22 protein-coding genes and 2 pseudogenes are annotated in these 26,320 nt (G+C 72.0%); 14 read left to right on the top strand and 10 right to left on the bottom strand.

The window, feature by feature from the left end; translation table 11 throughout:
• The first annotated feature begins 2 nt into the window (after nucleotides 1-2).
• The 4 genes from OHB00_RS07620 to sbnA are packed head-to-tail and all read left to right on the top strand — an operon-like array spanning nucleotide 3 to nucleotide 6,490.
• Nucleotides 3-3,254, top strand: a complete 3,252-nt coding sequence (locus OHB00_RS07620) for a non-ribosomal peptide synthetase (protein WP_406432555.1) — start codon at nucleotides 3-5, stop codon at nucleotides 3,252-3,254.
• A gap of 39 nt (nucleotides 3,255-3,293) precedes the next feature.
• The gene (locus tag OHB00_RS07615; protein ID WP_406432553.1) at nucleotides 3,294-4,298 is read left to right on the top strand and encodes a TauD/TfdA family dioxygenase; all 1,005 of its coding nucleotides are present in this window, start codon (nucleotides 3,294-3,296) and stop codon (nucleotides 4,296-4,298) included.
• On the top strand, nucleotides 4,295-5,365 hold the full coding sequence (sbnB, locus tag OHB00_RS07610; protein WP_406432551.1) for a 2,3-diaminopropionate biosynthesis protein SbnB: 1,071 nt from the start codon (nucleotides 4,295-4,297) through the stop codon (nucleotides 5,363-5,365). Before OHB00_RS07615 ends, sbnB begins: the two co-directional genes overlap by 4 nt.
• 36 nt (nucleotides 5,366-5,401) lie before the next feature.
• On the top strand, nucleotides 5,402-6,490 hold the full coding sequence (gene sbnA / locus OHB00_RS07605; RefSeq protein WP_406432549.1) for a 2,3-diaminopropionate biosynthesis protein SbnA: 1,089 nt from the start codon (nucleotides 5,402-5,404) through the stop codon (nucleotides 6,488-6,490).
• A gap of 108 nt (nucleotides 6,491-6,598) precedes the next feature.
• Here sbnA and OHB00_RS07600 read toward each other — a convergent pair whose 3' ends face one another.
• Entirely contained in the window at nucleotides 6,599-7,804 is a 1,206-nt protein-coding gene (locus tag OHB00_RS07600) for a cytochrome P450 (RefSeq protein ID WP_406432548.1), read from the bottom strand.
• Between the two features lie 271 nt (nucleotides 7,805-8,075).
• Between OHB00_RS07600 and OHB00_RS07595 the strand changes: the two genes are divergently transcribed.
• Complete coding sequence (locus OHB00_RS07595) at nucleotides 8,076-8,594, top strand: adenylate kinase (RefSeq protein ID WP_406432546.1); 519 nt, start codon at nucleotides 8,076-8,078, stop codon at nucleotides 8,592-8,594.
• 9 nt (nucleotides 8,595-8,603) lie between these two features.
• On the opposite strand, the gene OHB00_RS07590 is transcribed toward OHB00_RS07595, so the two are convergent.
• Entirely contained in the window at nucleotides 8,604-9,035 is a 432-nt protein-coding gene (locus tag OHB00_RS07590) for a VOC family protein (RefSeq protein ID WP_406432544.1), read from the bottom strand.
• Nucleotides 9,036-9,130: 95 nt separating this feature from the next.
• Between OHB00_RS07590 and OHB00_RS07585 the strand changes: the two genes are divergently transcribed.
• Nucleotides 9,131-10,141 carry a helix-turn-helix transcriptional regulator gene (locus OHB00_RS07585; protein ID WP_406432542.1) on the top strand — a complete coding sequence of 337 codons (1,011 nt, stop codon included), beginning with the start codon at nucleotides 9,131-9,133 and terminating at the stop codon, nucleotides 10,139-10,141.
• A gap of 489 nt (nucleotides 10,142-10,630) precedes the next feature.
• Here the strand turns inward: OHB00_RS07585 and OHB00_RS07580 are convergent, their stop codons facing one another.
• Nucleotides 10,631-10,804: a hypothetical protein gene (locus OHB00_RS07580; protein WP_406432540.1), complete on the bottom strand. Its 174-nt coding sequence runs from the start codon at nucleotides 10,802-10,804 to the stop codon at nucleotides 10,631-10,633.
• A 282-nt stretch (nucleotides 10,805-11,086) separates the two neighbouring features.
• Here OHB00_RS07580 and OHB00_RS07575 point away from each other — a divergent pair, with 282 nt between their 5' ends.
• The gene (locus OHB00_RS07575; protein WP_406432538.1) at nucleotides 11,087-13,042 is read left to right on the top strand and encodes a PAS domain S-box protein; all 1,956 of its coding nucleotides are present in this window, start codon (nucleotides 11,087-11,089) and stop codon (nucleotides 13,040-13,042) included.
• A gap of 57 nt (nucleotides 13,043-13,099) precedes the next feature.
• On the opposite strand, the gene OHB00_RS07570 is transcribed toward OHB00_RS07575, so the two are convergent.
• The 7 genes and pseudogenes from OHB00_RS07570 to OHB00_RS07540 all read right to left on the bottom strand — a co-directional run bounded on the left by OHB00_RS07570 (nucleotide 13,100) and on the right by OHB00_RS07540 (nucleotide 18,117).
• Entirely contained in the window at nucleotides 13,100-13,561 is a 462-nt protein-coding gene (locus OHB00_RS07570; RefSeq protein WP_406432536.1) for a pyridoxamine 5'-phosphate oxidase family protein, read from the bottom strand.
• A gap of 178 nt (nucleotides 13,562-13,739) precedes the next feature.
• Nucleotides 13,740-13,973: pseudogene (locus OHB00_RS07565) on the bottom strand (ATP-binding protein); the annotation flags it as partial.
• Between the two features lie 82 nt (nucleotides 13,974-14,055).
• Nucleotides 14,056-15,747: an oleate hydratase gene (locus tag OHB00_RS07560; RefSeq protein ID WP_406445647.1), complete on the bottom strand. Its 1,692-nt coding sequence runs from the start codon at nucleotides 15,745-15,747 to the stop codon at nucleotides 14,056-14,058.
• Nucleotides 15,748-16,006: 259 nt separating this feature from the next.
• The gene (locus OHB00_RS07555; protein WP_406432534.1) at nucleotides 16,007-16,141 is read right to left on the bottom strand and encodes a hypothetical protein; all 135 of its coding nucleotides are present in this window, start codon (nucleotides 16,139-16,141) and stop codon (nucleotides 16,007-16,009) included.
• 12 nt (nucleotides 16,142-16,153) lie between these two features.
• Nucleotides 16,154-16,855 (bottom strand): response regulator, encoded by a 702-nt coding sequence (locus tag OHB00_RS07550; RefSeq protein ID WP_406432532.1) that lies wholly within the window; start codon nucleotides 16,853-16,855, stop codon nucleotides 16,154-16,156.
• 87 nt (nucleotides 16,856-16,942) lie between these two features.
• Entirely contained in the window at nucleotides 16,943-17,620 is a 678-nt protein-coding gene (locus OHB00_RS07545; RefSeq protein ID WP_406432530.1) for a CBS domain-containing protein, read from the bottom strand.
• Between the two features lie 38 nt (nucleotides 17,621-17,658).
• Nucleotides 17,659-18,117 carry a cyclic nucleotide-binding domain-containing protein gene (locus tag OHB00_RS07540; protein WP_406432528.1) on the bottom strand — a complete coding sequence of 153 codons (459 nt, stop codon included), beginning with the start codon at nucleotides 18,115-18,117 and terminating at the stop codon, nucleotides 17,659-17,661.
• Nucleotides 18,118-18,330: 213 nt separating this feature from the next.
• Between OHB00_RS07540 and OHB00_RS07535 the strand changes: the two genes are divergently transcribed.
• The 7 genes and pseudogenes from OHB00_RS07535 (at nucleotide 18,331) to OHB00_RS07505 (ending at nucleotide 26,221) form a co-directional block, all read left to right on the top strand.
• Complete coding sequence (locus OHB00_RS07535; RefSeq protein ID WP_406432526.1) at nucleotides 18,331-18,471, top strand: hypothetical protein; 141 nt, start codon at nucleotides 18,331-18,333, stop codon at nucleotides 18,469-18,471.
• Nucleotides 18,472-18,622: 151 nt separating this feature from the next.
• On the top strand, nucleotides 18,623-20,881 hold the full coding sequence (pflB, locus tag OHB00_RS07530) for a formate C-acetyltransferase (RefSeq protein WP_406432524.1): 2,259 nt from the start codon (nucleotides 18,623-18,625) through the stop codon (nucleotides 20,879-20,881).
• Complete coding sequence (gene pflA / locus OHB00_RS07525) at nucleotides 20,878-21,615, top strand: pyruvate formate-lyase-activating protein (protein ID WP_406432522.1); 738 nt, start codon at nucleotides 20,878-20,880, stop codon at nucleotides 21,613-21,615. The genes pflB and pflA overlap by 4 nt, the downstream gene beginning before the upstream one ends.
• Before the next feature lie 171 nt (nucleotides 21,616-21,786).
• A complete protein-coding gene (locus OHB00_RS07520; protein WP_406432520.1) occupies nucleotides 21,787-22,413 on the top strand; it encodes a hypothetical protein in 627 nt (208 codons plus the stop codon).
• A gap of 175 nt (nucleotides 22,414-22,588) precedes the next feature.
• Nucleotides 22,589-22,813, top strand: a pseudogene (locus OHB00_RS07515) (hypothetical protein); the annotation flags it as partial.
• A gap of 62 nt (nucleotides 22,814-22,875) precedes the next feature.
• Nucleotides 22,876-23,763, top strand: coding sequence for a universal stress protein (locus OHB00_RS07510; RefSeq protein WP_406445645.1), 888 nt, complete (start codon nucleotides 22,876-22,878; stop codon nucleotides 23,761-23,763).
• Between the two features lie 73 nt (nucleotides 23,764-23,836).
• Nucleotides 23,837-26,221 carry a phosphoketolase gene (locus OHB00_RS07505; protein ID WP_406432518.1) on the top strand — a complete coding sequence of 795 codons (2,385 nt, stop codon included), beginning with the start codon at nucleotides 23,837-23,839 and terminating at the stop codon, nucleotides 26,219-26,221.
• Nucleotides 26,222-26,320: the final 99 nt, after the last annotated feature.

Below are 26,320 nucleotides of genomic sequence, written 5' to 3'. Positions count from 1 at the left end.
CGATGGGAACGCGCGTGGAGACGGACCGGGAGTTCTGGACCCGGACACTGACCGCCGGCGGTGCCACCGCCGTGCCCCGGTGGGTCCGGGAACCGGCGCCGGGAACGGCCGGCCACGAGACACCGCTGCCGGACGACGTGACGCGGGCCGTACGTGAACTCGCCGGGCAGCAGGGCCTGCCGGCCGGCGCGGTGCTGCTGGCCGCCCACCTCAAGGTGCTGGCCGTGCTCTCCGGCGAACCGGAGGTGGTCACGGGCCACGCCACCGGTGCGGACGGCGAGCCGCTGCCCTGCCGGGTGTCCGTCCCCCCGGGGAGCTGGGCGGACCTGCTCGCGGCCGCCGGGCACGCCGAGCGGGAGGTGCTGGCGCACCGGGACCACCCGGTGGCCGCGCTGCGGCGCGAACTCGGCCTGACGGAGCCGCCGTACGAGGTGGTCTGCGGCCCCCTCGGAGCCGCGGAGACCGTCGCCGGCGACGGCGTCCTGCACGTGCGCTGGTCCGACCGGGACGGCCGGCTGACGCTGCGCCTGCGGTACCGCACGGACGTCCTGGACGCCGGGGCCGCGGCCCGCATCGGCGGCTACCACCTGACCGCGCTGCGGCTGATGACGGCGGACCCCGCCGCCGACCACACCGGGCAGAGCCTGCTGTCGGCCGAGGAACAGCGCGAGCAGCTGGAAGACCTGGCCGGACCGGACCGCCCGCTGCCGGACGCTCGCGCGCACGAACTGTTCGAGCAGCGGGTACGGGCGCATCCGCAGGCCGTGGCGGCCGTGCACGGCACGCGGGAGTGGACGTACGACGAACTCAACCGGCGTGCCAACAGGCTGGCGCGCGCCCTGCTGGCCAGGGGCCTGGGCCGGGAGGACGTGGTCGCCGTCGTCACCGAGCGCACCCTCGACTGGCTGGCGGCGGTACTGGCGGTGTTCAAGGCGGGCGGCGTGTACCTGCCGATCGAACCGCACTTCCCGGCCGGCCGGATCGAGGCCACCCTGGCGCGCGCCGGATGCCGGCTGGCCCTGACCGAACCCGGCAGCACGGACACCCTGGACCTGGCGCTGGCCACCTTGCCGGACGTCGAGAAGCTGCCGTTCGACACGGCGTACGCCGAACCGCACCCCGACGACGACCCCGGGATCGGCGTCGCCCCCGGCCAACTCGCCTACATCTACTTCACCTCCGGCTCCACCGGCGAGCCCAAGGGGGCGATGTGCGAGCACGCGGGCATGCTCAACCACCTCCACGCCAAGATCGACGACCTGTCGATCGGCGAGGGAACCGTGGTGGCCCAGACCGCGCCGCAGTGCTTCGACATCTCCCTGTGGCAGCTCGTCGCCCCGCTGCTGGTGGGCGGACGGACCCTGCTGGTCGAGCAGGACGTGATCACCGACGTGGCACGGTTCACCGACACCCTGGAGCGCGCCCGGGTCGGCGTGGCCCAGTTCGTGCCGTCGTACCTGGAGGTCGTCGTCTCCTACCTGGAGCAGCACCCCCGTACCCTGCCGGACCTGCGCTGCGTGTCGGTGACCGGTGAGGCGCTGAAACGCGAGCTGGTCCAGCGCTGGTTCGCCGTCCAGCCGGGCATCGGGCTGCTCAACGCCTACGGTCTGACCGAGACGTCGGACGACACCAACCACGAACTCCTGCGGGAGGTGCCCGAACGGGTGCTGCTCGGCCGGGCCGTCAACAACGTCCGCGTCCTCGTCGTCGACGAGCACCTGTCGCTGGTACCGCTCGGCGCCCCGGGACTGATCGCCTTCTCCGGCGTCTGCGTGGGCCGGGGATACGTCAACGATCCCGAGCGCACCCGGGAGGCGTACCGCACCGACCCGTACCGGCCCGGTGAGCGGCTCTACCTGGGCGGCGACTGGGGGCGCTGGCACCCCGGCGGCAAGCTGGAGTTCCTCGGCCGCCGGGACAGCCAGGTCAAGATCCGCGGCTTCCGGATCGAGATCGGCGAGATCGAGAACTGCCTGCTGCGGGTGACCGGTGTCCGGGACGGCGCGGTGGTCGTCGCCGAGCGGTCCCGCGGCGGCAAGCAGCTCGTCGCCTTCTACTCCGGCGGCCGGCAGCGCCCGGACGCCCTGCGCGAGGCGCTCGGCGCGGCACTGCCCGCCTACATGGTCCCCGCCGCCTTCCACTGGCAGGACAGCCTCCCGCTGACCGCCAACGGCAAGATCGACAAGAAGGCCCTGACCAGGCTGGCCGAGACCGCGCCGAACGGCGACGCACACCGGACGGCCACGGACCGACTCACCGCGACCGAGCGGAGACTGGCCGCCGCCTGGGCCGACCTGCTCGGGGTACCCGAGGAACAGGTCGGTCGCACCGACCACTTCTTCGACTCCGGCGGCACCTCCCTGACCGCGGTCAAGCTCAGCCTCGCCCTCGACCGCGCGGTGTCCCTGAAGGACATCACCCGGCACCCGGTCCTCGCCGACCTGGCCACCCTCCTCGACGGCCCGGCCCGGCAGCGCCCGGAGCTGCTGCTGACCCTGGCGGACGGGACCGGCACGCCCGAACGCGCCCTGGTGTGCTTCCCGTACGCGGGCGGCAACGCGGTCAACTACCAGCCGATGGCGAGCGCCCTGGCCGGCAGCGGCCTCGCGGTCCTCGCCGTGGAACCGCCCGGCCACAACCTGGCCGCGGCCCCCGAACCGTTCGCGCCCGTCGAGGAGGTGGCCGAACAGGTCGCCGCCGAGATCACGGCACGCGGACTCACCCGGGTCATGCTGTGGGGCCACTCCTCGGGAGCCGCTCCGGCCGTCGAGACGGCGCGCAGACTCCAGCAGCGCGGCGTACCCGTGGAACGGCTCTTCCTCGGCGCCCAACTGCTCGGCACCGCCGCCGCGCGGCACGCCGGGGTCGGCGAACTGGCGCACCTGAGCGACACCGAGATCGCGGCGCGTCTGGCCGCGGACGGCGGCCACCCCGAACTCGCCGAGCTGAACCCGCGGCACGCCGCGCACATCGCCGCCGCCTACCGGCACGACTGCATCGCGGCCCACCGCTACTTCGGCGCGGCCCTCGAAGCCCCGCCGCCCGTCAAGCTGTCCGCCCCGGTCTCGGTGGTCGTCGCCGCGGACGACCCGCACACCGCCGGCCACACCCGGCACCACCGGGACTGGCTGCTCCTGGCCGACCGCGTCGAGCTGCACGAACTCGCCGGCGGAGGCCACCACTTCCTGCGCACCCGCCCGGCCGAGGCCGCGCAGGCCCTCCTGACCACCGTCCTCCCCCTCGCCTCCTCCTGACCCGTCACACCCCAGGCGGTCGACCGAAAGGAACCCGAGATGCCGTTCTCCTCCCTGGCATCACCGCTCGACGTGGAGCTGCGGCCGGACAGACCGGCACTGCTGTGCGTCGATCCCCCCGACGATCCCCCGAAGTGGGCGGCCGACCACCGCGAGGCGCTGCGCGCGCAGGTCACCGAACACGGCGCACTGGTCGTCCGCGGCCTCGGTCCGAGCGACCCCGACCAGGTGGGTGCCGTCTTCCGGCACCTGGCCGGGGAACTCATGACGGAGCGAGAGGCCTTCGCCCCCCGTGAGGCCCACCGGCCCGGTGTGTACACGTCCACGCCCTGGCCGGCCAACCAGCCCATGTGCATGCACCACGAGCTGAGTTACCCGCTCCAGGTGCCCGGCCTGATGCTGTTCGCCTGCCTCACCGCGCCCGAGCAGGGCGGCGCGACGGCGGTGGCCGACGCCGAAGAGGTGCTGCGGGCACTGCCCGCCGGACTCGCCGAACGGTTCGAGCGGGAGGGCTGGATCCTGACCCGCACCTACAACGACGAGATCGGCGCGAGCCTCACGGAGTCCTTCGGCACCGGCGACCGCGCCGAGATCGAGCGCTACTGCCGGGCCAACGCCATCGACTTCACCTGGCAGCCCGACGGGACCCTGCGCACCGAACAGCGCCGCAACGCCGTCGTCCGGCACCCGGTCACCGGCCGGCCCTGCTGGTTCAACCAGATCGCCTTCCTCAACGAGTGGACCCTCGCCCCCGAGGTGCGCGAGTACCTGGTGGACGTCTACGGCGCCGACGGACTGCCGTTCAACACCCGCCACGGCGACGGCACTCCGATCACCGAGGACGTCATCCAGACGATCAACAGCACCTACGAGGCACACACCCGGCGCGAACCCTGGCAGCCGGGCGACCTGCTGCTCGTGGACAACATCCGCACCGCGCACAGCAGAGAGACGTTCACCGGAGAACGGCAGGTGCTCGTCGGTATGGGCGAACCCGTCCGGCCCGCCGAGGACTGCCCGGCCCTGGAGGCGAGCGAGCGATGACCGATGTGCTGTCGTCGGCCGCGCGGGCGGCCGCATCCGAGCGGAGAGCCGCACCGACCTTCGCGGTGATCACCGGTGAGCGGGTCAAGCGTGCCCTGAGCGGCCGCGAGAAAGAGCTCGTCGAGCTGATCGAGTCCGTCTACCGGCTGCACGACGCCGGAGACTCGGTCAACCCGCCGTCCTACTTCCTGCGCTTCGCCGACCGGCCGACCTCGCGAATCATCGCGCTGCCGGCCTCCCTCGGCGGAACGGTCCAGGTGGACGGCCTGAAGTGGATCTCCAGCTTCCCGGAGAACGTGACCGCCGGGCTGCCGCGGGCCTCCGCGGTGCTGGTCCTCAACGACCACGACACCGGCTACCCGTTCGCCTGCCTGGAGAGCTCGATCATCAGCGCCACCAGGACCGCGGCCTCCGCCGCCCTGGCCGCCGACTGGCTCAGCCGCGGCCGCACCCGCCCCACCCGCGTCGGGTTCTTCGGCACCGGCCTGATCGCCCGCTACATCCACACCTTCCTGGCCGGCACCGGCTGGGACTTCGACGAGATCGGCGTGCACGACCTCGCCGCCGACAGCGCCGGCGGCTTCCGCGGCTACCTGGAGCAGACCGGCACCGGCGCGCGGATCACCGTCCACGAGCGTGCCGAGGACCTGGTCCGCGGCAGCGACCTCGTGGTCTTCGCCACCATCGCCGGCCGGCCCCATGTCACGGACCCGGCCTGGTTCACCCACAACCCGCTCGTCCTGCACGTGTCCCTGCGCGACCTCGCCCCCGAGGTCCTGCTGGGCGCGGCCAACTTCGTCGACGACGTCGACCACTGCCTGCAGGCCGACACCTCACCCCATCTGGCCGAACAGCTCACCGGCAGCCGTGACTTCCTGAACGGGACACTCGGCGACGTCATGTGCGGACGGGCCGCCCCGCCGGCCGACCGCCCGGTGGTCTTCTCGCCCTTCGGACTCGGCGTCCTCGACCTCGCCGTCGGCAAGTACGTCTACGACGAGGTGTCCCGGGCCGGGGACCTCTGTCTCATCGATGACTTCTTCCACGAACTGCGCCGCTACGGCTGAGGCCGTCGTCCTCGGCCCGGCACCAGGAGGCCCGCCGTGCCTGTCATCTCCGCTCCCTACGCCTTCAACGAGGGCGATCTCTTCGTCGACCTGGAGTCGATCTGCGGACACCCGCTCTACCTGAAGTGCGAGGCCTTCAACTTCGCCGGATCCATCAAGCTGAAGGCCGCGAACGAGATGGTGGAGAACGCCGAGCGGGACGGAATCCTGAAATCGGACTCCGTCCTGGTCGAGTCCTCCTCCGGCAACCTCGGCGTCGCGCTCAGCATGATCGCCGCGAGCAAGGGCTACCGGTTCCTCTGTGTGACGGACTCCCGTTGCAACCTGTCGACCAGGCTTCTGATGGAGGCGCTCGGCAGCGAGGTGCACATCGTGGCCGACCAGGACTCCAACGGCGGGTTCCTGGGCACCCGGATCGAGTACGTCCGCTCGCTGTGCGCGTCGGACGACCGGTACGTCTGGCTCAGCCAGTACACCAACGCGGGCAACTGGACGGCGCACTACCGCACCACCGCCCCGGAGATCGCCCGCCGGTTCCCCGAACTGGACGTCCTGTTCGTCGGCGCGGGCACCACCGGAACCCTGATGGGCTGCGCCCGCTACTTCCGCGAGTGGCACCGGCCGGTGCGGATCGTCGCCGTGGACGCGGCGGGCTCGGTGGCGTTCGGCGGCGAACCGGGCCGCCGGATGATCCCGGGCCTCGGCATGAGCATGCGCCCGCCGCTGCTCGACGAGTCCCTCGTCGACGAGGTGATCCGGGTGGAGGAGCCGGACACCATCCGGATGTGCCATCGCATGGCCCGGCACGGCTTCCTGTTCGGCGGCTCCACCGGGACCGTGGTCAGCGGCGCGACGGACTGGCTGTCCCGGCACGAGGCCGGTGACCTCACGGCGGTCGCCATCGCACCGGACCTCGGCGAGCGCTACCTCGACACCATCTACCAGACCAACTGGCTGCAGGACCTGTACGGCGACCAGGTGCTCGCCGCCGAGGACGGCGACCGGGTGCCCGACACCGGTGACGGCGACGAGGTCCTCGACACCAGGGACACCGCACCGCCGAAGCCACTGCCCCGGGAGCCCAGGTCCGCCTCTCGCGCACCGGCCCGCCGGCGCGGCACCTGACGGCGGCACCCGGCGGCACGGCACGCCGAAGCGCAGCCCCTCGGAGACGCCCCAGCGGCGGCACCCGAGGGGCCGCCGCGGCGTGCCCGCCGCCGGGCCGGGGCCTTATCAGTAGCGCACGGGCAGGGCGAGCAGCCCACGGGTGCGCATCGACGGACGCCAGCCCAACCGGTCCGCCGGTCCGTCGAGTTCGAGGCGCGGGAAGCGCTCCAGCAGCGCGCCGAGGGCGATCTCGGTCTCCAGCCGGGCCAGCGGTGCGCCCAGGCAGTAGTGGATGCCGTGGCCGAGGGCCAGATGCCCGGTGGCGTCCCGGCCGAGGTCGAGCCGGTCGGGCTCGGGGAAGCGGCGCGGGTCGCGGTGGGCCGACGCCAGGGACAGCAGCACCGTCTCGCCCGCCGGGACGGTGACCCCGCCGATGACGACGTCCTCGGTCGGGAAACGTCGGATGGCGAGCGGGGCGGGCCCGTCGAAGCGGGCCAGCTCCTCCACGGCCGGACCCAGCCGGGCCGGATCCGCCCGCAGCGCGGCCAGCTGGGCGGGGTTCCGCAGCAGGGCCAGAGTGGCGTTGCCGATCAGATGGACCGTGTTCTCGTACCCGGCGAACAGGATCAGGAAGGCCAGCGACATCAACTCGTCCTCGCTGAGCCGGTCTTCCTCGTCCCGTACGGCGATCATGGCGGAGAGCAGGTCGTCGGCGGGCTCGGCACGCTTGCGGGCGAGCAGCAGGGCGAAGAAGGCCAGCAGCGCCCCGACGGCCTCCTTCGCCCGCTCGGGACGGGCCGGGTCCGGGATCACGAGGGCATCGGTCCAGGACCGGAAGTCCGGCCGGTCCGCCTCGGCCACGCCCAGCAGCTCGCAGATCACGGCGATGGGCAGCGGAGCCGCGTAGGCCGCGATCAGATCGGTACGGCCGAGGGGAGCCATGGCGTCGAGCAGCGCGCCGGCGGTCCGCCGGACGGGTTCGCGCAGCAGGGCGACACGGCGGGGCGTGAACGCCCGGGACACCAGGCGCCGGACGCGGGTGTGGTCCGGCGGGTCCATGTTCAGCAGGTTGGCGTCGAGCGCGGGCGGCAGCGCGAGCCCCCGATAGCCGCCCGGCGCGGCGTTGGCCTTGTCGAGGGAGAGCCGCGGGTCGGCCAGGGCCTGCCGCACGTCCTCGTACCGTGTCACCAGCCAGGCCGGCAGCCCGTCGGTGCCGGCGACCCGGTGCACGGGCCCGGCCTCCCGCAGCCTCGCGTACCCGGCGTACGGGTCGGCGAGCAGCTCCGCGGGGCCAACGGCGGCCGGGGCGGGGGGTGTTGTACTGGCGTCCATGCCCCAACCCTAGACAGCGGACGAGCCGGTCCACACCGCGCAACACCCATCCCCGCACCGCACGGGGGCGGCGGCCGCGCGAGGTGCGGTAGCGCCCGAAGCTCTCCCGTGCCCGCTCGGTCGCGGCCCCCGGCGGGTGGTCGACCCGAGGGCCGGTCACCCGGTGACCGGGTGCCCTGCTCGGCGGAACGCGCGGCGGGGGTCACTCGCATGCGCGGTCCTGCTCGGCAGGGCAGGCAGTCGCGCACCGGCGGCGGGATAGGGTGCCGCGGTGGATCGGATCCTGGTGGTGGGAGTCACGGGTGCGGGCAAGTCCACGCTCGCCCGGACGTTGAGCGGCCGTCTGAGCCTGCCGTACCACGAGATGGACGCGGTGTACTTCAACGGCCCCGGCTGGGCCGTCAATGACAAGTTGACCGCGGACATGGCACGGCTCACCGCCGGGCCGCGCTGGATCGTCGACTCGCTCGGCTATCCGGAAGTCCGTGACCTGCTGTGGGACCGGGCCGACACGGTGATCTGGCTGGACTATGCCAGACGCGTCATCATGCCCCGAGTCCTGCACCGGTCCCTGCGGCGCACCGTCAGACGCGAGGTCCTCTTCGGCGGCAACCGGGAGACCTGGACGGGGTGGCTGAGCCGCGAACATCCGGCCTGGTGGGCCTGGTCGCAACACGGGGCGCGGCGGGTCGAGGTCGAGCGCCGTGTCCGCGATCCCCGCTTCGCGCCGCTCGACACCCTCCGCTTCGGTCACCCCGATGAGACGGCGGCCTGGCTGGCATCCCTGTGACGAGACCGCTCAGGGCTGCGGCGTGAGCGGCTGTCCGGGGCGTCGGCCTGCGAACTTCTCGACAGCCGCCGGGGTGACGGGGGTGAAGAAGTTGACGAGGTTGCCGTCGGGGTCGCGGAACAGCAGCGACCGGTTGCCCCAGGGCATCGTGGTGGGCCCGCTGACGAAGTCGGTGACGAAGCCGGTCAGGTCCCGGTGCACGCGGTCCACGTCGTCGACGAGGAACTCGGTGATCACGCTGTGGTTGTCCGCCGGGCGGGCGGAGCCCGGGGCGAACAGCGGGACGGTGCGGGTGCCGGCGATCGCGAGGACCGCGCCCGCGGTCCGAAGCTCGGCGAAGTCCTCGGTGGCCCAGGCCGCCCGTGCCCCGGTGGCCCGCTCGTAGAACGCGACGAGGCGCGCCACGTCGCCGGTGATGATGCGGATCGAGACGAAGTCCATGGGATCTCCCTGGCTGGGTGCGGAAGCGGTGCACCACGCAGGCTAGGAGAAATAGTGGACAGAAACGGTCCGGTATTCCGCGTTAGGTTGTGCCCATGTCCCGACCCACCGGCCGCGTGCTGACACTCCTGGAACTGCTGCAGTCGGGCGGCACCCGGACCGTCGCCGAACTCGCCGACCGGCTCGGCGTCGAAGGGCGCACCGTGCGGCGCTACGTCGACCAGTTGATCGACCTCGACGTGCCGGTGGAATCGGTACGCGGCCGCTACGGCGGCTACCGGCTCGCCCCCGGCTACCGCCTGCCTCCGCTCATGCTCAGCGACGACGAGGCGCTGGCCGTGCTGCTCGGCCTCGTCGCCGGCCGCCGGGCAGGGCTGACGACGACGCAGCAGACGGCCGGCGAGACGGCAGCGGCGAAGATCCGGCGGGTGCTGCCCAAGCACACCGCCCGTCGTCTCGACACCCTCCTGGAGGCACTCGCCGTCACGGACCGGCCCGGCGAGTTCGAGGCCCCCGACGCCGACGTCCTGCTCACCCTCGCCGACGCGGTGCGCCACCGCCGGCCCGTCTGCCTCCACTACACCGACCGCGACGCACGGCGCAGCGAACGCACACTGCACCCCTACGGGATCGTCGCCCACGGCGGCCGCTGGTACGTCACCGGCAAGGACGCCCGGATCGGCGAGGACCGCACCTTCCGGCTCGACCGCATCGCCGACGCGCGGACCCTGCCCGGCTCCTTCGAACCGCCCGTGGGCCCCCCGCCGGCACAGCGGGTGCTGTCAGGGTTCGCCACGGCCGAGTACCGGCACGCGGTGACCCTCAGGATCCACGGGACGGCCGAGCAGATCCGCGCCCGCCTTCCCGCAGGCGTCGCCATCCTTGAGGAGCACGAGCCCGCGGCTGCCCAGGACCGGGCGGCCGAGCGCTGGCTGCGCGTCGAACTGCGGGCGGAGCGGCTCGACTGGTTGCCCCCGGTACTCGCCGCGCTCGACCGGCCGTTCGTCATCGAGCGCTCCGACGAACTGCGCGACCTCGTCATCGCCCACGCCGACCGACTCGCCGCCAACGCCCGCCGAACCCGACAGCCAGGAGCCGGCGGCTGACACTCGGTCCGGGGCGCTGTCCCGCCGACGCCCTCGAAATCCCCGCCGATCCCGGCCTGACGGTCGTCACCTACACCCTCACCGTCGACTCACCGCACGCCCCCGCGTTCCGCCGGCTTCGGCAACACGCCGAGGCACCGAGCCGGACAACGGGCGGCAACCCGTCCTGAGGAAGCCGCCCGCGTGTACCGCCCGAAGCCGAGCAGATCGGTAGCCGCCACTTCGGCCGACGGTGCCGTCGTGAGCAGTTTCGACGTCAACCCGCCTGTTTCCGCAGCCAGTTCGAGGACCTGCCGAGGGTGGAGCGCCGCCGCCCTCGCGGTCAGGTCCTCGGCGAAAGGCCGAAGACCACCGGCACGAGGTACTGCTCATAGGCCGCCGGCATGGACTCGGACCACAGCTGGTCGGCGCTGATTCCCGTCACCCTCATGACGGTGGTGCCGCGCGCCCCGCCGCGGCACCAGCGTGGCATTCACCCCGAGCGCGAGGTCAGCGCCGCCTCCGGTACGTCCAGCTGCTGCCGATTCCCGCCACGTGCAGAGCCAGAGCGGTCAGCCCCAGCAGCATCACGTTCGTGGAGGTGAACGTGTCGTTGGTGCTGATGTCCGCCGCGTTGATCAGAAAGGCGATGAAGAACAGGACTGCCGCGATGATGCCGGGCATGAGCGGGACTCCTCTCGAAGGAATGAATCCCGTATGCCCGCACATCACCTTCACACGCCACCCCCACATACCCGTCGCAGGGTGACCGCGAGGAGCGGCCCGCGCTCGCCCGGCGACGGCGTCACCCCGGCGGGCGACGCGTCCTCTCACGGAACGGAGCCGCAGCGGGCCCTCGATGGACAGGTTCGGACGGATGGGGGCAGTAACCGACATGCCGCCCTGCTCTCCTTCCCGATGCGCTGAGATGACCTGATTCATCGCTGCCGGCGGGAGGGGGCGGACATGGGCACGTTTGCCGAGTCGGGTCTGGCTTGTTCGGTGACCGGCGCGGACCGGGAGGCCTGCCGGTGCGGCGCGGGTGTGGGCACGGACGGGCCGAAGGCCGCCGAAGAAAGGTTCCGCGGCCTGCTGGAGGCGGCACCCGACGCCATGGTGATCGTGGACGACACCGGAACCATCCGACTCGTCAACGCCCAGACCGAGGCCCTCTTCGGCTACGGACGCGAGGAACTCCTGGACCGACCCGTCGAGTTGCTGATGCCGCATCGTTTCCGCGGCCACCACACGGTGCACCGCGACGGATACGCCGCCAACCGCCAGGTCCGTCCGATGGGCGTGGGACTCGACCTGCACGGGCTGCGCAAGGACGGCACCGAGTTCCCCGTCGAGATCAGCCTCAGCCCGCTGGAGACCGCGGACGGACTGCTGGTCTCCGCCGCCGTCCGCGACGTCAGCGACCGCAAGGCGGCCGAGGCCCGCATCAACGAACTCGCCGCGCTCGTCGAGTCGTCCCAGGACGCGATCCTGGCGAAGACCCTCGACGGCTACATCACCTACTGGAACGCGGCAGCCGGGCGGCTGTACGGCTACACGGCCGAGGAGGTCATAGGCCGGCACGTGTCGGTGCTCTCCCCGCCCGAACTGCGCGGCGAGATCAGCGCCCTCCTGGAACGGCTGCTGCACGGCGAGAAGGTCGAGCACTTCGAGATGCTCCGGATGACCAAGGACGGCAGTCTGCTGGACGTGGATGTCACGCTCTGGCCGACCCGGGACACCGACGGCACGGTCGTCGGGGCCTGCGCCATCGTTCGGGACATCAGCGACCGCAAGCGCGCGGAGGCCGAACTGACCGCGCTGTACGAGCAGCAGCGGCACATCGCGCTCACCCTGCAGCGCAGCCTCATGGGCACCCCGCCCGCGATCCCCGGCCTGGCCACGGCGAGCCGCTACCGGCCGGCCACGCAGGGCGCGGGGGTGGGCGGCGACTGGTTCGACCTGATTCCCCTGGGCGCGGGCCGGGTCGGCGTCCTGATCGGAGACGTGATGGGCCGCGGCCTCGAAGCCGCCGCGGTGATGGGCCAGTTGCGCTCGGCCGCGCACGCGCTGGCCAAGACCGGCATGCAGCCCCGGCAGCTGATGCAGGCCCTCGACACCTGCGTCGAGGACCTCGACGTACCGGACCAGCTGGTGACCTGCTGCTACCTCACCATCGCCCCGGACACGGGCACGGTGACCGTCTGCTCCGCGGGTCATCTGCCGACCCTGGTGGCCGACCCCGGCGGCACCGTCGGCAGACTCCCGGCGCCGGTCAACGCCCCGCTGGGGGTGGGTGACGTCCTCTACGAGCAGTCGTCGACGGCCGTGCCGCCCGGTGCCACCCTCATCCTCTACACCGACGGCCTGGTAGAGACGCCCGGCAGCGACATCGAGTTCCGGATCGCCGAACTCACCTCGGTGCTGGGTGGGTTCTTCACCGCCCCACCGAGTCTGGAGAACGCCGCCGACCACGTCCTGACCCGGCTGCTGCCGGAGGCCGACAGTCATGACGACGATGTGACGCTCCTGTTGGCCCAACTGCCTGCCGCGCCCCCGGCGGCCGTCACGACCGACCTCCTGGCCGTCCCCTCGTCGGTGCCCGAGGGCCGTGCGTTCCTCAGCAAGGCGCTGCTCTCCTGGGATTGCACGGGCCCGGCGGACGAGGCACTCCTGCTGCTGTCGGAGACCCTCACCAACGCCGTGCAGCACGCCGAGGGCCCCATCGGTCTGCACCTGTGCCGCACCGCCACCGAACTCACCGTCGAGGTCAGCGACCGCAGCCCACACCTGCCCCAGCCCCGTAACGCGGCCGGGGACGAGGAGTCGGGCCGCGGCCTGTTCCTGGTCCGCACTCTCGCCGACACCTGGGGCGTGCGCCCCACCGACGAGGGCAAGACGACCTGGTTCACGCTGAAGCTGTGACGCGGCCCGGTCGAGATGCCCGGCCGACGGTCCCGGGCCCCGGCCCCGTGGCCGGCGTCAGCCGCCAAGCTGTTGCTCCGGCCGCTGCTCGCGCGGGGCCCCGGGGCGGTCTGGCCTGCCCAGTTCCCGCCCGGTGATCATCTCGGACTCGATGCGGACGAACACGGGGTCCCGGATCGGCATCCATGAGCGGGGGCCGGCCTGCGACAGCCGCGCGTGCTCGGCGGGATCGCTCACCAGGGCGGCCCGTCCGGTGACGACCACGCTCCAGCCGGACCGGTTCCCGGCGTCGAACTCGTCCGCCTGGAAGGCCACCACCACGCCGCCGATCGCACGGACCAGATCCGAACCCGCGGCGGTGCACAGCACCACCGAGGCATCCGCGTCCAGCGCGAAGTTGACCGGGAGGACCGCGGGCAGCGCCTGCTGGGTGTAGACCACGCGACCGACCGGCATCTTGGCGAGCAGGCGGAGGCACTCCTCGCGGTCGAGTGCGCGAAAGCCGTCGTTCCGGAACATCCGTCCATACTCCTCCTGCCCTGTTCGTGGCTGTAGGGCCGACAGGCCCTGTCTCGGGCCCCTCGTAGGGACTCACGGACCGTGCCGAGGGGCGTGTCCATGCGGCGCGTGCACGGGAACGCCGGAACGCAGCGCTCACCGCTCGTACGCGAGCGGGCAGCGCTGCCGTCCTCGTGCCTCACACCTCTTGCTCGGCCAGTTCGAGCTCGGCCCAGATGGTCTTGCCGCCCGGCTGGTGACGGGTGCCCCAGCGCGAGGCGAGCTGGGCCACGAGCAGCAGGCCGCGGCCGCCCTCGTCGTAGGTACGGGCCCGGCGCAGGTGCGGGGCGGTGCCGCTGGCGTCGGAGACCTCGCAGATCAGCGTGGCGCCCCGGATCAACCGGAGCTGGGCGGGCGGTTGCCCGTAGCGGACTCGGCTGCCAGGTGCGTGACGAGGTCGTCGAGGTGGGTGAGCAGTGGCGAAGGGCCGGGCCCGGGACGGCAGGGTGTGTGCTTCAACGGCGGTGCATGGTCTCCAACGCGGCTGCCAGGACATGGGGATCGTGGTGGCCCTTGTAGACGGCCGGCGGCCGCTTGTCGAGGTGGAGCAGCTGGGAGACCGCCGTCCACGCCGTGCGGACGGAGTACTCGACCGTGAAGACGACGTCGTCGGGCACCTCGGCGAACTGGCCGATGAAGGCGAGGTTGACCGAGCCCTCGGGTACGACGTCGGGGCGGTCGTCACGGCGGCGGTTCAGGAACTGGCTGGTGATGTAGGGCATCAGGCACGGGATGACCGTGGACGTGTCGAGGACGCGGGCGCGGGTGCGGTCGTCGAAGCGGAGATGGTGCAGGACCTCTTCGAGGATCTCCCGCCCCGAGCACATGGTCATCGGCTTGGGTGTGCTGTTTCCGGCCCGGCCGGGGAAGAGGCCGTAGCCCCACCAGACCGAGACGTCCTCGGGCTGGTCGCGGTAGACGGGCTGGCGGTTGGCGACGACGGTGAGCAGCCAGTTGGAGTCGGTGAAGGTCATCAGCCCGCCCCTGCCGGTCTCCCGGCCGCTGAACTCCGCCAGCGCGTCCAGGAACACCGGGTCCTTCGCGGTGACCGTGAACGACTCCCAGCGGGATTCCTTCACGTGCTTGTCGAAGGCGCCGGGGTTCCCGAAGTTCTCGCGGCCACGGGCCAGCCGGTGCCAGAGCAGCCAGGCAGCCGAGCGCTGGGAAGGCGGAGGCGGGGGAGAGGTGTGCGTGCCCCGGCTGGAGGCGTCGGTCATGGAGCCGTTGGTGACCAGGACCAGATCGTCGGGGGCGACGGCGATCTTCTCGTCCTGGCCGGCCCGGGACACGGTGATGGTCTCCACCGTGCCGCTGCCGACGCCGGGGGCGAAGCCGAGGCCGGTGACCGTGCATCCGGGGTGAATCGTCACGCCGTGCCGGCGCAGCCAGGCCGTCAGCGGCCGCACGATCGAGTCGTACTGGTTGTACCGGGTCCGGTGGATGCCGGACATGGAGCCGAACTCCGGGAACAGGTGGATGAAGCGGCGGAGGTAGCGGCGGAACTCGATCGCGCTGTGCCAGGGCTGGAAGGCGAACGTGGTGCACCACATGAACCAGAAGTTCGTGGTGAAGAAGTGCTCGCCGAAGCAGTCGGTGATCCGCTTGTCGTCCAGGTGTGCCTCGGGGATGGCCAGACAGCGGACCAGCTCCAGTCGGTCGCGCTCGGAGAAACCCATCGAGCCGACGTCGACGATCTTGCCGTCACCGTCGACCAGCCGTGCGATGTCGTCCCAGGCGAACTCCTCGTGCCCGGCCAGGATCTCCTGCGTCACCGACACCGAGGGGTCGTCCAGGGTGGGAATGCCGGACAGCAGGTCGTAGGTGCAGCGGAACTCGGCCTCGAACATCCGCCCGCCGCGCATGGTGTAGCCGGCCTCCGCCGTGCCGCCCGCGTCCAGGCTGCCCCCGATGCCCATCTGCTCCTCGAAGAGATGGATGTCCGATCCGTCGAAGCCGCCGTCACGGATCAGGAACGCCGCCGCGGCGAGCGCCGCGATCCCGCTGCCCACCAGATATGCCTTCGCCATCACAACACTCCTCGTCGCTCGCGTCCGTGGATCGGGACCGCGTCTCCCACGTTTTCCTGTGCGAGCAGGGCTGTCAGTGGGCCATTGGTCACCGGCCGGGCCCGGACGGCACCGGCCCACCGGCGTGCACCGCCTCAGGAGAGGTGCCACGGGGGCGGTAGCGTCCGTTCGCCGGCGGGATCAGCCGAGCGCGCGGGCCGGGCCGTACCCGTGCCTGGTGGAGCAGCGAGGCTCGCGTGCCGTGCGCGGTGGCCAACAGCAGGACGTGTTCGAGAGCCTGTCCGGCGCGCGACAGGCCGGCCCGGCGGTCACGGTCGGTCGACCGCACGACGAGCCGGGGACGGTCTTCGAAGGGGACGGCTTACGAGAGGGACGGCGGTCAGCGCGCCCGGATGCCGACGCGCGCCGAAGTCCCGCAGCGGGAGCGCTCCAGGAAGTCGTGGGGGCCGAGGACCGCGAGCGTCGGGCCGCCGGTCGCACGGCCGGTCGCGCGGACCCGGCGGCGGCTTTCCACCGCTCGGTAGGCTCACCTCGCCGGACGGTCTCCTGGCTCCGGCTGCTCCAGGTGGGTGGCGAGGACGGCGGCCTGGACGCGGCGCTGGACGCCGAGCTTGGCCAGCAGCCGGGAGATGTGGTTCTTGACGGTCTTCTCGGAGAGGTAGAGCTTCTTGCCGATCTCGCGGTTGGTGAGACCGTCGCCGATGAGAGCGAGGATGTCCCGCTCACGGGGGGACAGGCTCGCCAGCTCGGCCGGCACCGTCGGCGCCTCGGCGGGGTCGGCGCGCAGTGAGCGCATGAGGCGGGCGGTGGTCGCCGGGTCCAGCATCGACTGGCCCGAGGCGACGGTACGCACCGCGGAGACCAGGTCGGAGCCCTTGATCTGCTTGAGGACGTAGCCGGAGGCCCCGGCCATGATCGCGTCGAGCAGGGCGTCCTCGTCGTCGAAGGAGGTGAGCATGAGGCAGGCCAGGTCGGGCATCTGGTCGCGCAGTTCGCGGCAGACGGTGATGCCGTCGCCGTCCGGCAGGCGGACGTCGAGGACGGCGACGTCCGGGCGCAGGGCGGGGCCGCGGGCGAGGGCGTGCTGGACGGTGCCGGCGTCGCCGACGACCGAGATGTCGGGCTCCGCGTCGAGGAGGTCGGTGATGCCGCGCCGGACGACCTCGTGGTCGTCCAGCAGGAACACCCGGATCGGGTCCTGTTCCGTGAAGGTGCGTGGCTCTGCCATGACGTCCCCTGGTTCCCCGGCTGCCCTCGGTCGGAGGGCAGACTGCGTACTGCCCGAGACGATCATCACCCGCCGGGACCGGTTGCACTAGGGCCGACCGGCCCCACTTGCCTCCTCCGGACAACCGGCCGTCAGCTCGAATTCCACGTCCACCACCCCTTCGACGGCCCGGATCAGCCGCGCCGCGACGGGGACGAGGGCGGTGTCCCGGATCCGGCCGACGAGCTTCACCACACCCTCCTGGACGTCGACGCGCAGCGCGGAGGAGGGCGGCGGGAAGAGGTAGGAGACGACCTCGCGCCGTACCTCCTCGGCGATCTCCTCGTCGCCGCGCAGGAAGACCTTGAGCAGGTCGGCCCGGCTGACCACACCCTGGAGCAGACCGAGCTCGTCCACCACGGGGAGCCGCTTGACCTTGGCCTGTGCCATGGTGCGGGCGGCCTCGGCGAGGGTGGCGTCCGGGCGGGTGGTGAGGGCGGGGGAGGTCATGAGCTGTTCCGCCGTCACCGCGCCGGCCTTGGTCAGGCCGGCGAGCCCGCGCGGCTGGGCGTACCGCTCGGGGGCGCCGAACCGGAACTCCTCCTTGTGCAGGAGATCCGCCTCCGAGACGACACCGACGACGCGGCCCTCGCCCTCGACGACCGGCAGGGCGCTGACCCGCCAGTCCCGCATCAGCCGCACCACCTCCTTGAAGGGCGCCTGCCGTCCGACGCTGACGACGGTCTGTGTCATGACGTCACTCACGATGTGCGGTGTGCCGTGCATGGTCACTCCCAGGGAGCCGAAGGTGCCGGGACACGCCGTCAGACGCCGGCGCCGTACGGGGCGAACAGGTCCAGCAGCCGGGTGCGGGTGGCGCGCAGGCGGTGGGCGATCACCTGGCCCACCCACTGGCTGACGGCGTTGCCCAGCGCCGGATCGTCCTGGCACAGGGACCGGACGGCGACGGCGTCGAACTCGTAGGCCCGGACCGGCGTGGTGGCCTCGGCGCCCAGGTGCCACACATACGGTGCGAACAGCCAGGACCAGCCGATCAGTTCGTCGTGTCCGAGGTTCTCGATGACCGCCGCCCGGCGGCCGGGAACGTGCATGTCGAGTTCGACGCGGCCGGAGCGGATGATCCAGAACCGGTCGGCGCGAGCGCCTTCCTCGAAGAGCCGCGTCCCCTGCGGGAAGGAGACCTCCCGGGCGAGGCACATCAGCTGTTCCCGGTGCGCGCGGGACAGGGCCCGCAGTGTGACTGGGGTCGGTGCGGTGCTCATGGCGTGCCTCCCGGCAGGGGTATGGGAACTGCCGTATCCAGCGTCCGTCCGCTGGACGGCGACACACCATGGGCCACCTGGTCCTTCGGCCGGGCCCATCGGCTCCGACCGGGAACCGTTCGGCACCCCGGAGCAGCGTCCGCCCCTCGACGCCACGCCGGCCGGGCTGCGCCGCGGCGGCTGCCCCGACGGCTCCATGGGACCGACGGCTCCATGGGACCGACGGCCGAGGCGGCGTCGCGGTTCGTCGAGCACACGGGCGGGCCGGCCGCCATCGGGGCGCTGGACGCGGCGTCCGAGATCGTCCACGGCCGCTCGGGCACGCTGGCCCGCCCGGATCCGACCACCGTCTGACGACGGGCGCGATCCGCCCCGACGGGGTCGTGAGGCCGACGGGCCAGGAGGCCGTACGGCCCTGGTTGCGGGCCCCGGTCGGCACTCCCCGCACCCACCACCGCCCGCCAGGATCCGAAGGACAAGGAACGAGCAGGGGAGAGAACCGGCGATGACCGTCACCGTGACAGCAGAGAACCGGACGGCCGGTGCCTGGCGAGGCTTCGCGGGAACCGGCTGGCGCGACCACGTCGACGTACGCGACTTCATCCAGGCCAACTACACACCGTACGAGGGTGATTCGTCCTTCCTGACCGGCCCCACCGGGCGCACCCGCACCGTCTGGGAGAAGGTCAGCTCCCTCTTCCCGGAGGAACGGCGCCGGGGTGTGCTCGCCGTCGACACGGCCACCCCGTCCACGATCACCTCGCACGGGCCCGGGTACATCGACCGTGACCGCGAACTGGTCGTCGGACTCCAGACGGACGCCCCGCTCAAGCGCGCGATCATGCCGAACGGCGGGCTGCGGATGGTGGAGAACGGGCTGCGGGCGTACGGCTACGAGCCGGACCCGTTCGTGACCCGCGTCTTCGGCAGCTACCGCAAGACCCACAACGACGGGGTCTTCGACGCCTACACCCCCGAGATGCGCGCCGCTCGCAAGGCCGGCGTCATCACCGGACTGCCCGACGCCTACGGCCGGGGCCGGATCATCGGCGACTACCGGCGCGTGGCGCTCTACGGCACCGACCGGCTGGTCGAGGCCAAGAAGGCCGAGCGAGCCATGCTCGACGCCTGCGCGTCCACCGTCAATGTCATCCGTGACCGGGAGGAACTCGCCGAGCAGACACGGGCGTTGGAGGAGCTGACGCGGATGGCGGCGACATACGGCTGTGACGTCTCCCGGCCCGCCGGCACCGCGCACGAGGCCGTGCAGTGGCTCTACCTCGGCTACCTGGCCGCGGTGAAGGAGCAGAACGGCGCGGCGATGTCGCTCGGGCGCACCTCAACCTTCCTGGACGTCTACCTCCAGCGGGACCTGGAGGACGGCGTCCTCGACGAGACGCGCGCCCAGGAACTGATCGACGACTTCGTGATCAAGCTGCGGATCGTCCGCTTCCTGCGCACCCCCGAGTACGACGCCCTGTTCTCCGGCGACCCCACCTGGGTGACGGAGTCCATCGGCGGCATGGGCGAGGACGGCCGGACCCTGGTCACCCGCACCTCCTTCCGCTTCCTGCAGACCCTCTACAACCTCGGCCCCGCCCCTGAACCCAACCTGACCGTGCTCTGGTCGCCCCGGCTGCCCGCCGGCTTCAAGGAGTTCTGCGCCCGGGTCTCGATCGACACCAGCGCCGTCCAGTACGAGTCCGACGAGCTGATGCGCCCCCGGACCGGCGACGACACCGCGATCGCCTGCTGCGTGTCCGCGATGCGGGTCGGCAGGCAGATGCAGTTCTTCGGCGCCCGGGTCAACCTCGCCAAGGCGCTGCTGTACGCGGTCAACGGCGGCCGCGACGAGATGACCGGCGAACAGGTCGCGCCCCCGGCGCCCCCGCTGACCGGTGAGTACCTCGACTACGAGGAACTGTCGGCGGCCTACGACCATGTCCTGGACTGGCTGGCCCGGACGTACGTCAACGCGCTCAACGTCATCCACTACATGCACGACAAGTACGCCTACGAACGCGTCGAGATGGCCCTGCACGACTACCCCGTGCACCGCTTCATGGCCTGCGGCATCGCCGGCCTGTCGGTCGCCGCCGACAGCCTGTCCGCCGTCAGGTACGCCCGGGTGAAGGTGTTCCGGGACGCCACCGGACTCGCCGTCGACTTCCGCACCGAGGGCGAGTTCCCGGCGTACGGCAACAACGACGACCGCGCCGACGCCATCGCCGTCGGCCTGGTGGAGTCCTTCATGGCGAAGGTGCGCCAGTACCCCACCTACCGGGAAGCGGAGCACACCCAGTCGGTCCTCACCATCACCTCGAACGTCGTCTACGGCAAGCACACCGGCAACACCCCCGACGGCCGCCGTGCCGGACAGCCCTTCGCGCCCGGCGCCAACCCGATGAACGGCCGCGACCGCCACGGCGTCGCCGCCTCCGCGCTCTCGGTGGCCAAACTGCCCTACGAACAGGCCCGCGACGGCATCTCCCTGACCACGACCGTCACCCCCGAGGGCCTGGGCCACAACCCCGCCGAACGCGCGGGCCACCTGGTCGGCATCCTCGACGCCTCCACGGCGGCCGGCGGCTTCCACATGAACGTCAACGTCCTCGACCGGGCCACCCTGGAGGACGCGATGGAACACCCGGAGAAGTACCCGGACCTGACCATCCGGGTCTCCGGGTACGCCGTCAACTTCGTCCGGCTGACCCGTGCGCAGCAACTCGACGTGATCAGCCGCACCTTCCACGGATCGCTGTGAACCCCGAGGTGCGGGGCCGGATCCACTCCTGGGACCTGTCCACCGGCGTGGACGGTCCCGGGACCCGGTTCGTCCTCTTCGTCTCCGGCTGCCCGCTGCGCTGCCTGTACTGCGCCAACCCCGACACCTGGCACATGCGCGACGGCAGGGAGACGACCGTCGGCGAGGTGATGGCGGAGATCGAGAAGTACCGCGCCTTCGTCACCACGGCCGGCGGCGGAGTGACCGTCACGGGCGGCGAGCCGCTCCTGCAACCCGCCTTCACCGGGGAGATCCTGCGCCGCTGCAAGGAGGCCGGACTGCACACCGCCCTCGACACCTCCGGCTTCCTCGGCGCCCGCGCCTCCGACGAACTCCTCTCCCGCACCGACCTGGTCCTCCTGGACATCAAGTCCTTCGACATCAGCACCTACCGGCGCCTCACGGGCGGCGAACTCGCCCCCACCCTGAGCTTCGCCACCCGGCTCGACCGGCTCGGCGTGCCGGTGTGGATCCGGTACGTCCTGGTCCCCGGCTGGACCGACGACCCGAAGGCCGTCGAGGGCCTGGCCCGGTTCGTCGCGGGACTCGACTCGGTCGACCGCGTGGACGTCCTGCCGTTCCACAGACTCGGCGCCGCGAAGTACGAGGCCCTCGGCGTTCCCTACCCGCTGAAGGACAACCCCGTTCCCACCCCCGAACTGGCCGAACGCGTCCGCGGACTGTTCCGGGCGCACGGCCTTTCAGCCTACTGACACTGCCCGCTGACGCTGGCCGTCCGAGTCCCCAACGGCCCTTGGAAACAGGGCCGTTCAGCCCTGCCGGCGTGGACCTTCGGCATCCGGCGGTATCGGCGCCGCGAGACGAGAGTGAGTGGCGTCGGACAGCGAACGGACAACCCACTCCTCCCTGAAGGGATCACCGCCATGGCCGTGCACGAGCACCCGCACCGGAGTTCAGGAATGCGCGTCTCCTTCCGCAGGAACCGGACCGGCTCCACCTCCGTGCCGGCCGTGTCGGCGGTCAGCGGCACCCGCACCGCAGGTGCGTACGCCCTCGCCGCCCTGCGTCTGCTCACCGGGTTCGTCTTCCTGTGGGCGTTCCTCGACAAGACCTTCGGCTTCGGCTACGCCACCCCGTCCGGCAAGGGCTGGACCGACGGCGGCTCGCCGACCAGGGGCTTCCTCAGCTCCGTCGCCGCCGGCCCGCTGGAGTCCACCTTCCACTCCTGGGCCGGGGACCCCTGGGCCGACTGGTTGTTCATGCTCGGCCTCCTCGGCATCGGACTGGCCCTGACCGCGGGTGTCGCGCTGCGGCCGGCCGCCGTCGCGGGCACGGCGATGATGGCGCTGATGTGGATGGCCGAGTGGCCGCCCGCCCGGCACCTCTCGGACGGCTCACCGAGCATGTCCAGCAACCCGTTCGCCGACTACCACCTCATCTACGCCGTGGTCCTGATCGCCCTGGCGGTCACGGCCGCCGGCGACACCCTCGGCCTGGGGCGGCGGTGGGCCCGGCTGTCCCTCGTCCGCACCAACGGCTGGCTGCGCTGAACGCCCGCCGGGTGGCGGGACCGCCATCGGTCCCGTCACCTGGAGCCGGGCAGGGAGTCGAACGGCCCCCGCCCGGGACTTGTGGCCCCTGCCCCGGAAAGCCCCCGAACACGATGCTGGAACCGGATCCGCCGAAGGAACCCGGCGGTATCCCTCGCGCCAGGAGGTGGACATCATGACCCGTACTGTCACCGCAGGTCTCGACGGCTCGGCCGAGAGCCGGGCGGCCGCGGTGGGGACACCTCCCACGCCTTTTGGGCAGTGGGGGAGGGCCGCTCGCGAGGCGAAGCTCCGCGGCCTGCCGTTGAAGATCGTCCACGTCTGGGAACCCGTCCCCGACCCCATGGCACAGGCCCCGCTGCTCGGCCCCGAGACGCACCGGCGCTGGACCGAGAAGATCGTGCTGCGTGGTCAGGTCAAGGCCCGGATCGTGTTCGACATGGCGATGGGGCGGTGAGCACGGTGGATCTGCCGGTCGTGGTCGGAGTCGACGGCTCCGAGTCCAGTCTGCGGGCCGTCGACTGGGCGGCCGACGAGGCCGACCTGCGCGGGGCACCGCTCCGGCTGGTGTACGCCTCGCTGTGGGAGCGGTACGAGGGCGAATCGCTCACCGACGATCTCACCAAGCCGTCCGACCAGCTGATGGCCGAGGACGTCGTCGCTGTCGCAGGCCGGCGGGCCCACCGCCGCCGGCCCGGCCTGAAGGTCACCACCGACGTCCTGCCGGAGGAGCCGGAGTACGCGCTGGTGCACGAGAGCCACGAGGCCACCGCGCTGGTGCTGGGCTCCCGGGGGCGCAGCGGTTTCGTCGAGATGCTGCTCGGTTCGGTCGGCCTCGCTGTCGCCGCACGCTCCCACTGCCCGGTGATCATCCTCCGTGGCGGCCACGACAACCAGGTCCGCACCGGGGCCGGCGGCCGGATCGTGCTCGGCGTCGGCGGCAGGGAGGCAGTCGACTTCGCGGTCCAGGAGGCCGGGCTGCGGGGCGCCGAGGTCGACGCCGTACGGGCCTGGCGATGCCCCGCGCGCGAGACCACCGATCATCCTCCCCCAAACTTCGTCCGGGGGTACCCCCAGCTCTCCGGGGAGCCCGCCCGGTTGCACGAGCAGCAGGCCTCGGACGCCCTGGAGGAGGCGCTGCGCGACGTACCGAAGGAGGTGCGCGTGCACCGGCAGACCGTCGAGGGCCCCGCCCGCCAGGTGCTGCTGGCCGCCTCCCGCGGCGCCGACCTGCTCGTGGTCGGTGCCCGGCGCACCACCGGGCACCTCGGGCTCCAGCTGGGCCGGGTGGCCCACGGAGTCCTGCACCACGCCGCGTGCCCGGTCGCCGTCGTCCCCGAACGGATGTGACACCCACCCACTCCTGCGGCCGCACCAGCCTGGCCTGTCCACCCCCCGATGAACTGACTCACGGAGCCCTCTCATGTCCAAGGCCGAACACCAGGACGCCATCGCACTGTCCGACGAGGAACTGCGCACCCTGGACGCGCACTGGCGGGCCGCCAACTACCTCGCCGCGGGCCAGATCTACCTGATGTCCAACCCGCTGCTCACCGAGCCGCTGCGTCCCGAGCACATCAAGCCCCGGCTGCTCGGCCACTGGGGTACCTCGCCCGGCCTGAACCTCGTGTACACCCACCTCAACCGGGTGATCAAGGCTCGCGGACTCGACGCGCTGTGCGTGTGGGGGCCGGGTCACGGCGGTCCGTCGGTGCTGGCGAACTCCTGGCTGGAGGGCAGCTACAGCGAGACCTACCCCGACGTGCCCCGGGACGGGGCGGGGATGGGACGCCTGTTCCGGCAGTTCTCCTTCCCGGGCGGGGTGCCCAGCCATGTGGCTCCCGAGACGCCCGGCTCGATCCACGAGGGCGGCGAGCTCGGCTACTCCCTCGCCCACGCCTACGGCGCCGCCCTGGACCACCCGGATCTGCTCGTCGCGTGTGTGATCGGTGACGGGGAGGCGGAGACCGGGCCACTGGCCGCCTCCTGGCACTCCAACAAGTTCCTCGACCCGGTGTACGACGGGGCGGTCCTGCCGATCCTGCACCTGAACGGCTACAAGATCGCCAACCCGACCGTCCTGGCCCGGCTCCCCGAGGCCGAACTCGACTCCCTGCTGCGCGGCTACGGCCATGAGCCGATCCACGTCACGGGTGACGACCCGCGTGAGGTCCACCGGGCCATGGCGGCGGCCATGGACGACGCCCTGGACCGGATCGCCGTCATGCAGCGCTCGGCGCGCGAGGACGGGGTCACCGAGCGGGTGCACTGGCCGGTGATCGTGCTGCGCACGCCCAAGGGGTGGACGGGTCCGGCGGAGGTGGACGGTGTGCCGGTCGAGGGCACCTGGCGGGCCCACCAGGTCCCGCTCGCCGGCGTCCGCGAGAACCCCGAGCACTTGCGGCAGTTGGAGGCGTGGCTGCGGTCGTACCGGCCCGAGGAGCTCTTCGCCTCCGACGGGCGGCCGGTCGCCGACGTGCTCGCCTGTGTCCCCGGCGGTTCCCGCCGTCTGGGTGCGTCGCCGTACGCCAACGGCGGCCTGCTCGTCCGCGATCTGCCCCTCGCCGACCTCGACGAGTTCGCCGTCCCCGTCGACAAGCCGGGCACCACCCTGCACGAACCCACCCGTGTCCTCGGCGACTTCCTCGCCCGGGTCATGAAGGACACCCGGCTGCGCCGCGACTTCCGGCTGGTCGGCCCGGACGAGACCGCGTCCAACCGGCTCCAGGCCGTCGTCGACGTGAGCGGCAAGGCCTGGCAGGCCGGGCGGCTGCCGGTCGACGAGCACCTCGAACACCATGGCCGGGTGATGGAGATCCTCTCCGAACACCTCTGCCAGGGCTGGCTGGAGGGCTATCTGCTGACCGGCCGGCACGGGCTGTTCTCCTGCTACGAGGCGTTCGTCCACATCGTCGACTCGACGGTCAACCAGCACATCAAGTGGCTCAGGACATCACGGCAGTTGCCCTGGCGGGCGCCCATCGCCTCCCTCAACTACCTCCTCACGTCCCACGTCTGGCGCCAGGACCACAACGGCTTCTCGCACCAGGACCCCGGCTTCGTCGACCACGTCCTCAACAAGAGCCCGGAGGTGGTCCGGGTGTACCTCCCGCCGGACGCCAACACGCTGCTCTCGGTGGCGGACCACGCGCTGCGCAGCCGGGACTACGTGAATGTCATCGTGGCCGGCAAACAGCCCTGCTTCGACTGGCTCTCCATGGACCAGGCCCGTGTGCACTGCGCGCGCGGCGCCGGGATCTGGGAGTGGGCCGGCACCGAGAACGGCTCCCGCGAGCCCGACGTCGTACTGGCCTGCGCCGGGGACGTGCCCACCCAGGAGATCCTCGCCACCGCCCAGCTGCTGCGCCGGCACCTGCCCGAGCTGGCCGTGCGGGTGGTCAACGTCGTCGACATGACGAAGCTGCTGCCCAAGGACGAACACCCGCACGGCATGAGCGACTTCGAGTACGACGGGCTGTTCACCGCCGACAAGCCCGTCATCTTCGCCTACCACGGGTATCCGTGGCTCATCCACCGCCTCGCCTACCGCCGCACCGGGCACAGGAACCTGCACGTGCGCGGCTACAAGGAGTCCGGGACCACGACGACCCCGTTCGACATGGTCGTCCGCAACGACCTGGACCGCTACCGGCTGGTCATGGACGTCATCGACCGCGTCCCCGGTCTCGCCGTCCGCGCGGCCGGCGTCCGCCAGGCCATGGCCGACGCCCGCACCCGTCACCAGGCCTGGATCCGCGCGCACGGCACCGACCTGCCCGAGGTCGCCGACTGGACCTGGAACGGCTGAACACCCCCGACCCCGTCACGGCCCTGGTGGCGGAGGACTGACCCGACCCCCCCGGCACCACCTCGTCCTGCCCTCGCCGGCCGACCGACTCCCGGTCGC

Source organism: Streptomyces sp. NBC_00631, assembly GCF_045206895.1.
Taxonomy (GTDB): domain Bacteria; phylum Actinomycetota; class Actinomycetes; order Streptomycetales; family Streptomycetaceae; genus Streptomyces.
This window is presented reverse-complemented; position numbering and strand designations above follow the sequence as displayed.

Excerpts from the sequence above, each read along its gene's own strand:
- OHB00_RS07505 (WP_406432518.1), top strand. The coding sequence starts at position 23,837 with ATGTCCAAGGCCGAACACCAGGACGCCATCGCACTGTCCGACGAGGAA.
- OHB00_RS07540 (WP_406432528.1), bottom strand. The coding sequence starts at position 18,117 with ATGAGCACCGCACCGACCCCAGTCACACTGCGGGCCCTGTCCCGCGCG.
- OHB00_RS07575 (WP_406432538.1), top strand. The coding sequence starts at position 11,087 with ATGGGCACGTTTGCCGAGTCGGGTCTGGCTTGTTCGGTGACCGGCGCG.
- OHB00_RS07590 (WP_406432544.1), bottom strand. The coding sequence starts at position 9,035 with ATGGACTTCGTCTCGATCCGCATCATCACCGGCGACGTGGCGCGCCTC.
- OHB00_RS07535 (WP_406432526.1), top strand. The coding sequence starts at position 18,331 with ATGGGACCGACGGCCGAGGCGGCGTCGCGGTTCGTCGAGCACACGGGC.
- OHB00_RS07585 (WP_406432542.1), top strand. The coding sequence starts at position 9,131 with ATGTCCCGACCCACCGGCCGCGTGCTGACACTCCTGGAACTGCTGCAG.
- OHB00_RS07600 (WP_406432548.1), bottom strand. The coding sequence starts at position 7,804 with ATGGACGCCAGTACAACACCCCCCGCCCCGGCCGCCGTTGGCCCCGCG.
- sbnB (WP_406432551.1), top strand. The coding sequence starts at position 4,295 with ATGACCGATGTGCTGTCGTCGGCCGCGCGGGCGGCCGCATCCGAGCGG.
- OHB00_RS07545 (WP_406432530.1), bottom strand. The coding sequence starts at position 17,620 with ATGCACGGCACACCGCACATCGTGAGTGACGTCATGACACAGACCGTC.
- OHB00_RS07580 (WP_406432540.1), bottom strand. The coding sequence starts at position 10,804 with ATGCCCGGCATCATCGCGGCAGTCCTGTTCTTCATCGCCTTTCTGATC.
- OHB00_RS07570 (WP_406432536.1), bottom strand. The coding sequence starts at position 13,561 with ATGTTCCGGAACGACGGCTTTCGCGCACTCGACCGCGAGGAGTGCCTC.
- OHB00_RS07620 (WP_406432555.1), top strand. The coding sequence starts at position 3 with ATGGGAACGCGCGTGGAGACGGACCGGGAGTTCTGGACCCGGACACTG.
- OHB00_RS07550 (WP_406432532.1), bottom strand. The coding sequence starts at position 16,855 with ATGGCAGAGCCACGCACCTTCACGGAACAGGACCCGATCCGGGTGTTC.
- pflB (WP_406432524.1), top strand. The coding sequence starts at position 18,623 with ATGACCGTCACCGTGACAGCAGAGAACCGGACGGCCGGTGCCTGGCGA.
- OHB00_RS07520 (WP_406432520.1), top strand. The coding sequence starts at position 21,787 with ATGGCCGTGCACGAGCACCCGCACCGGAGTTCAGGAATGCGCGTCTCC.
- OHB00_RS07615 (WP_406432553.1), top strand. The coding sequence starts at position 3,294 with ATGCCGTTCTCCTCCCTGGCATCACCGCTCGACGTGGAGCTGCGGCCG.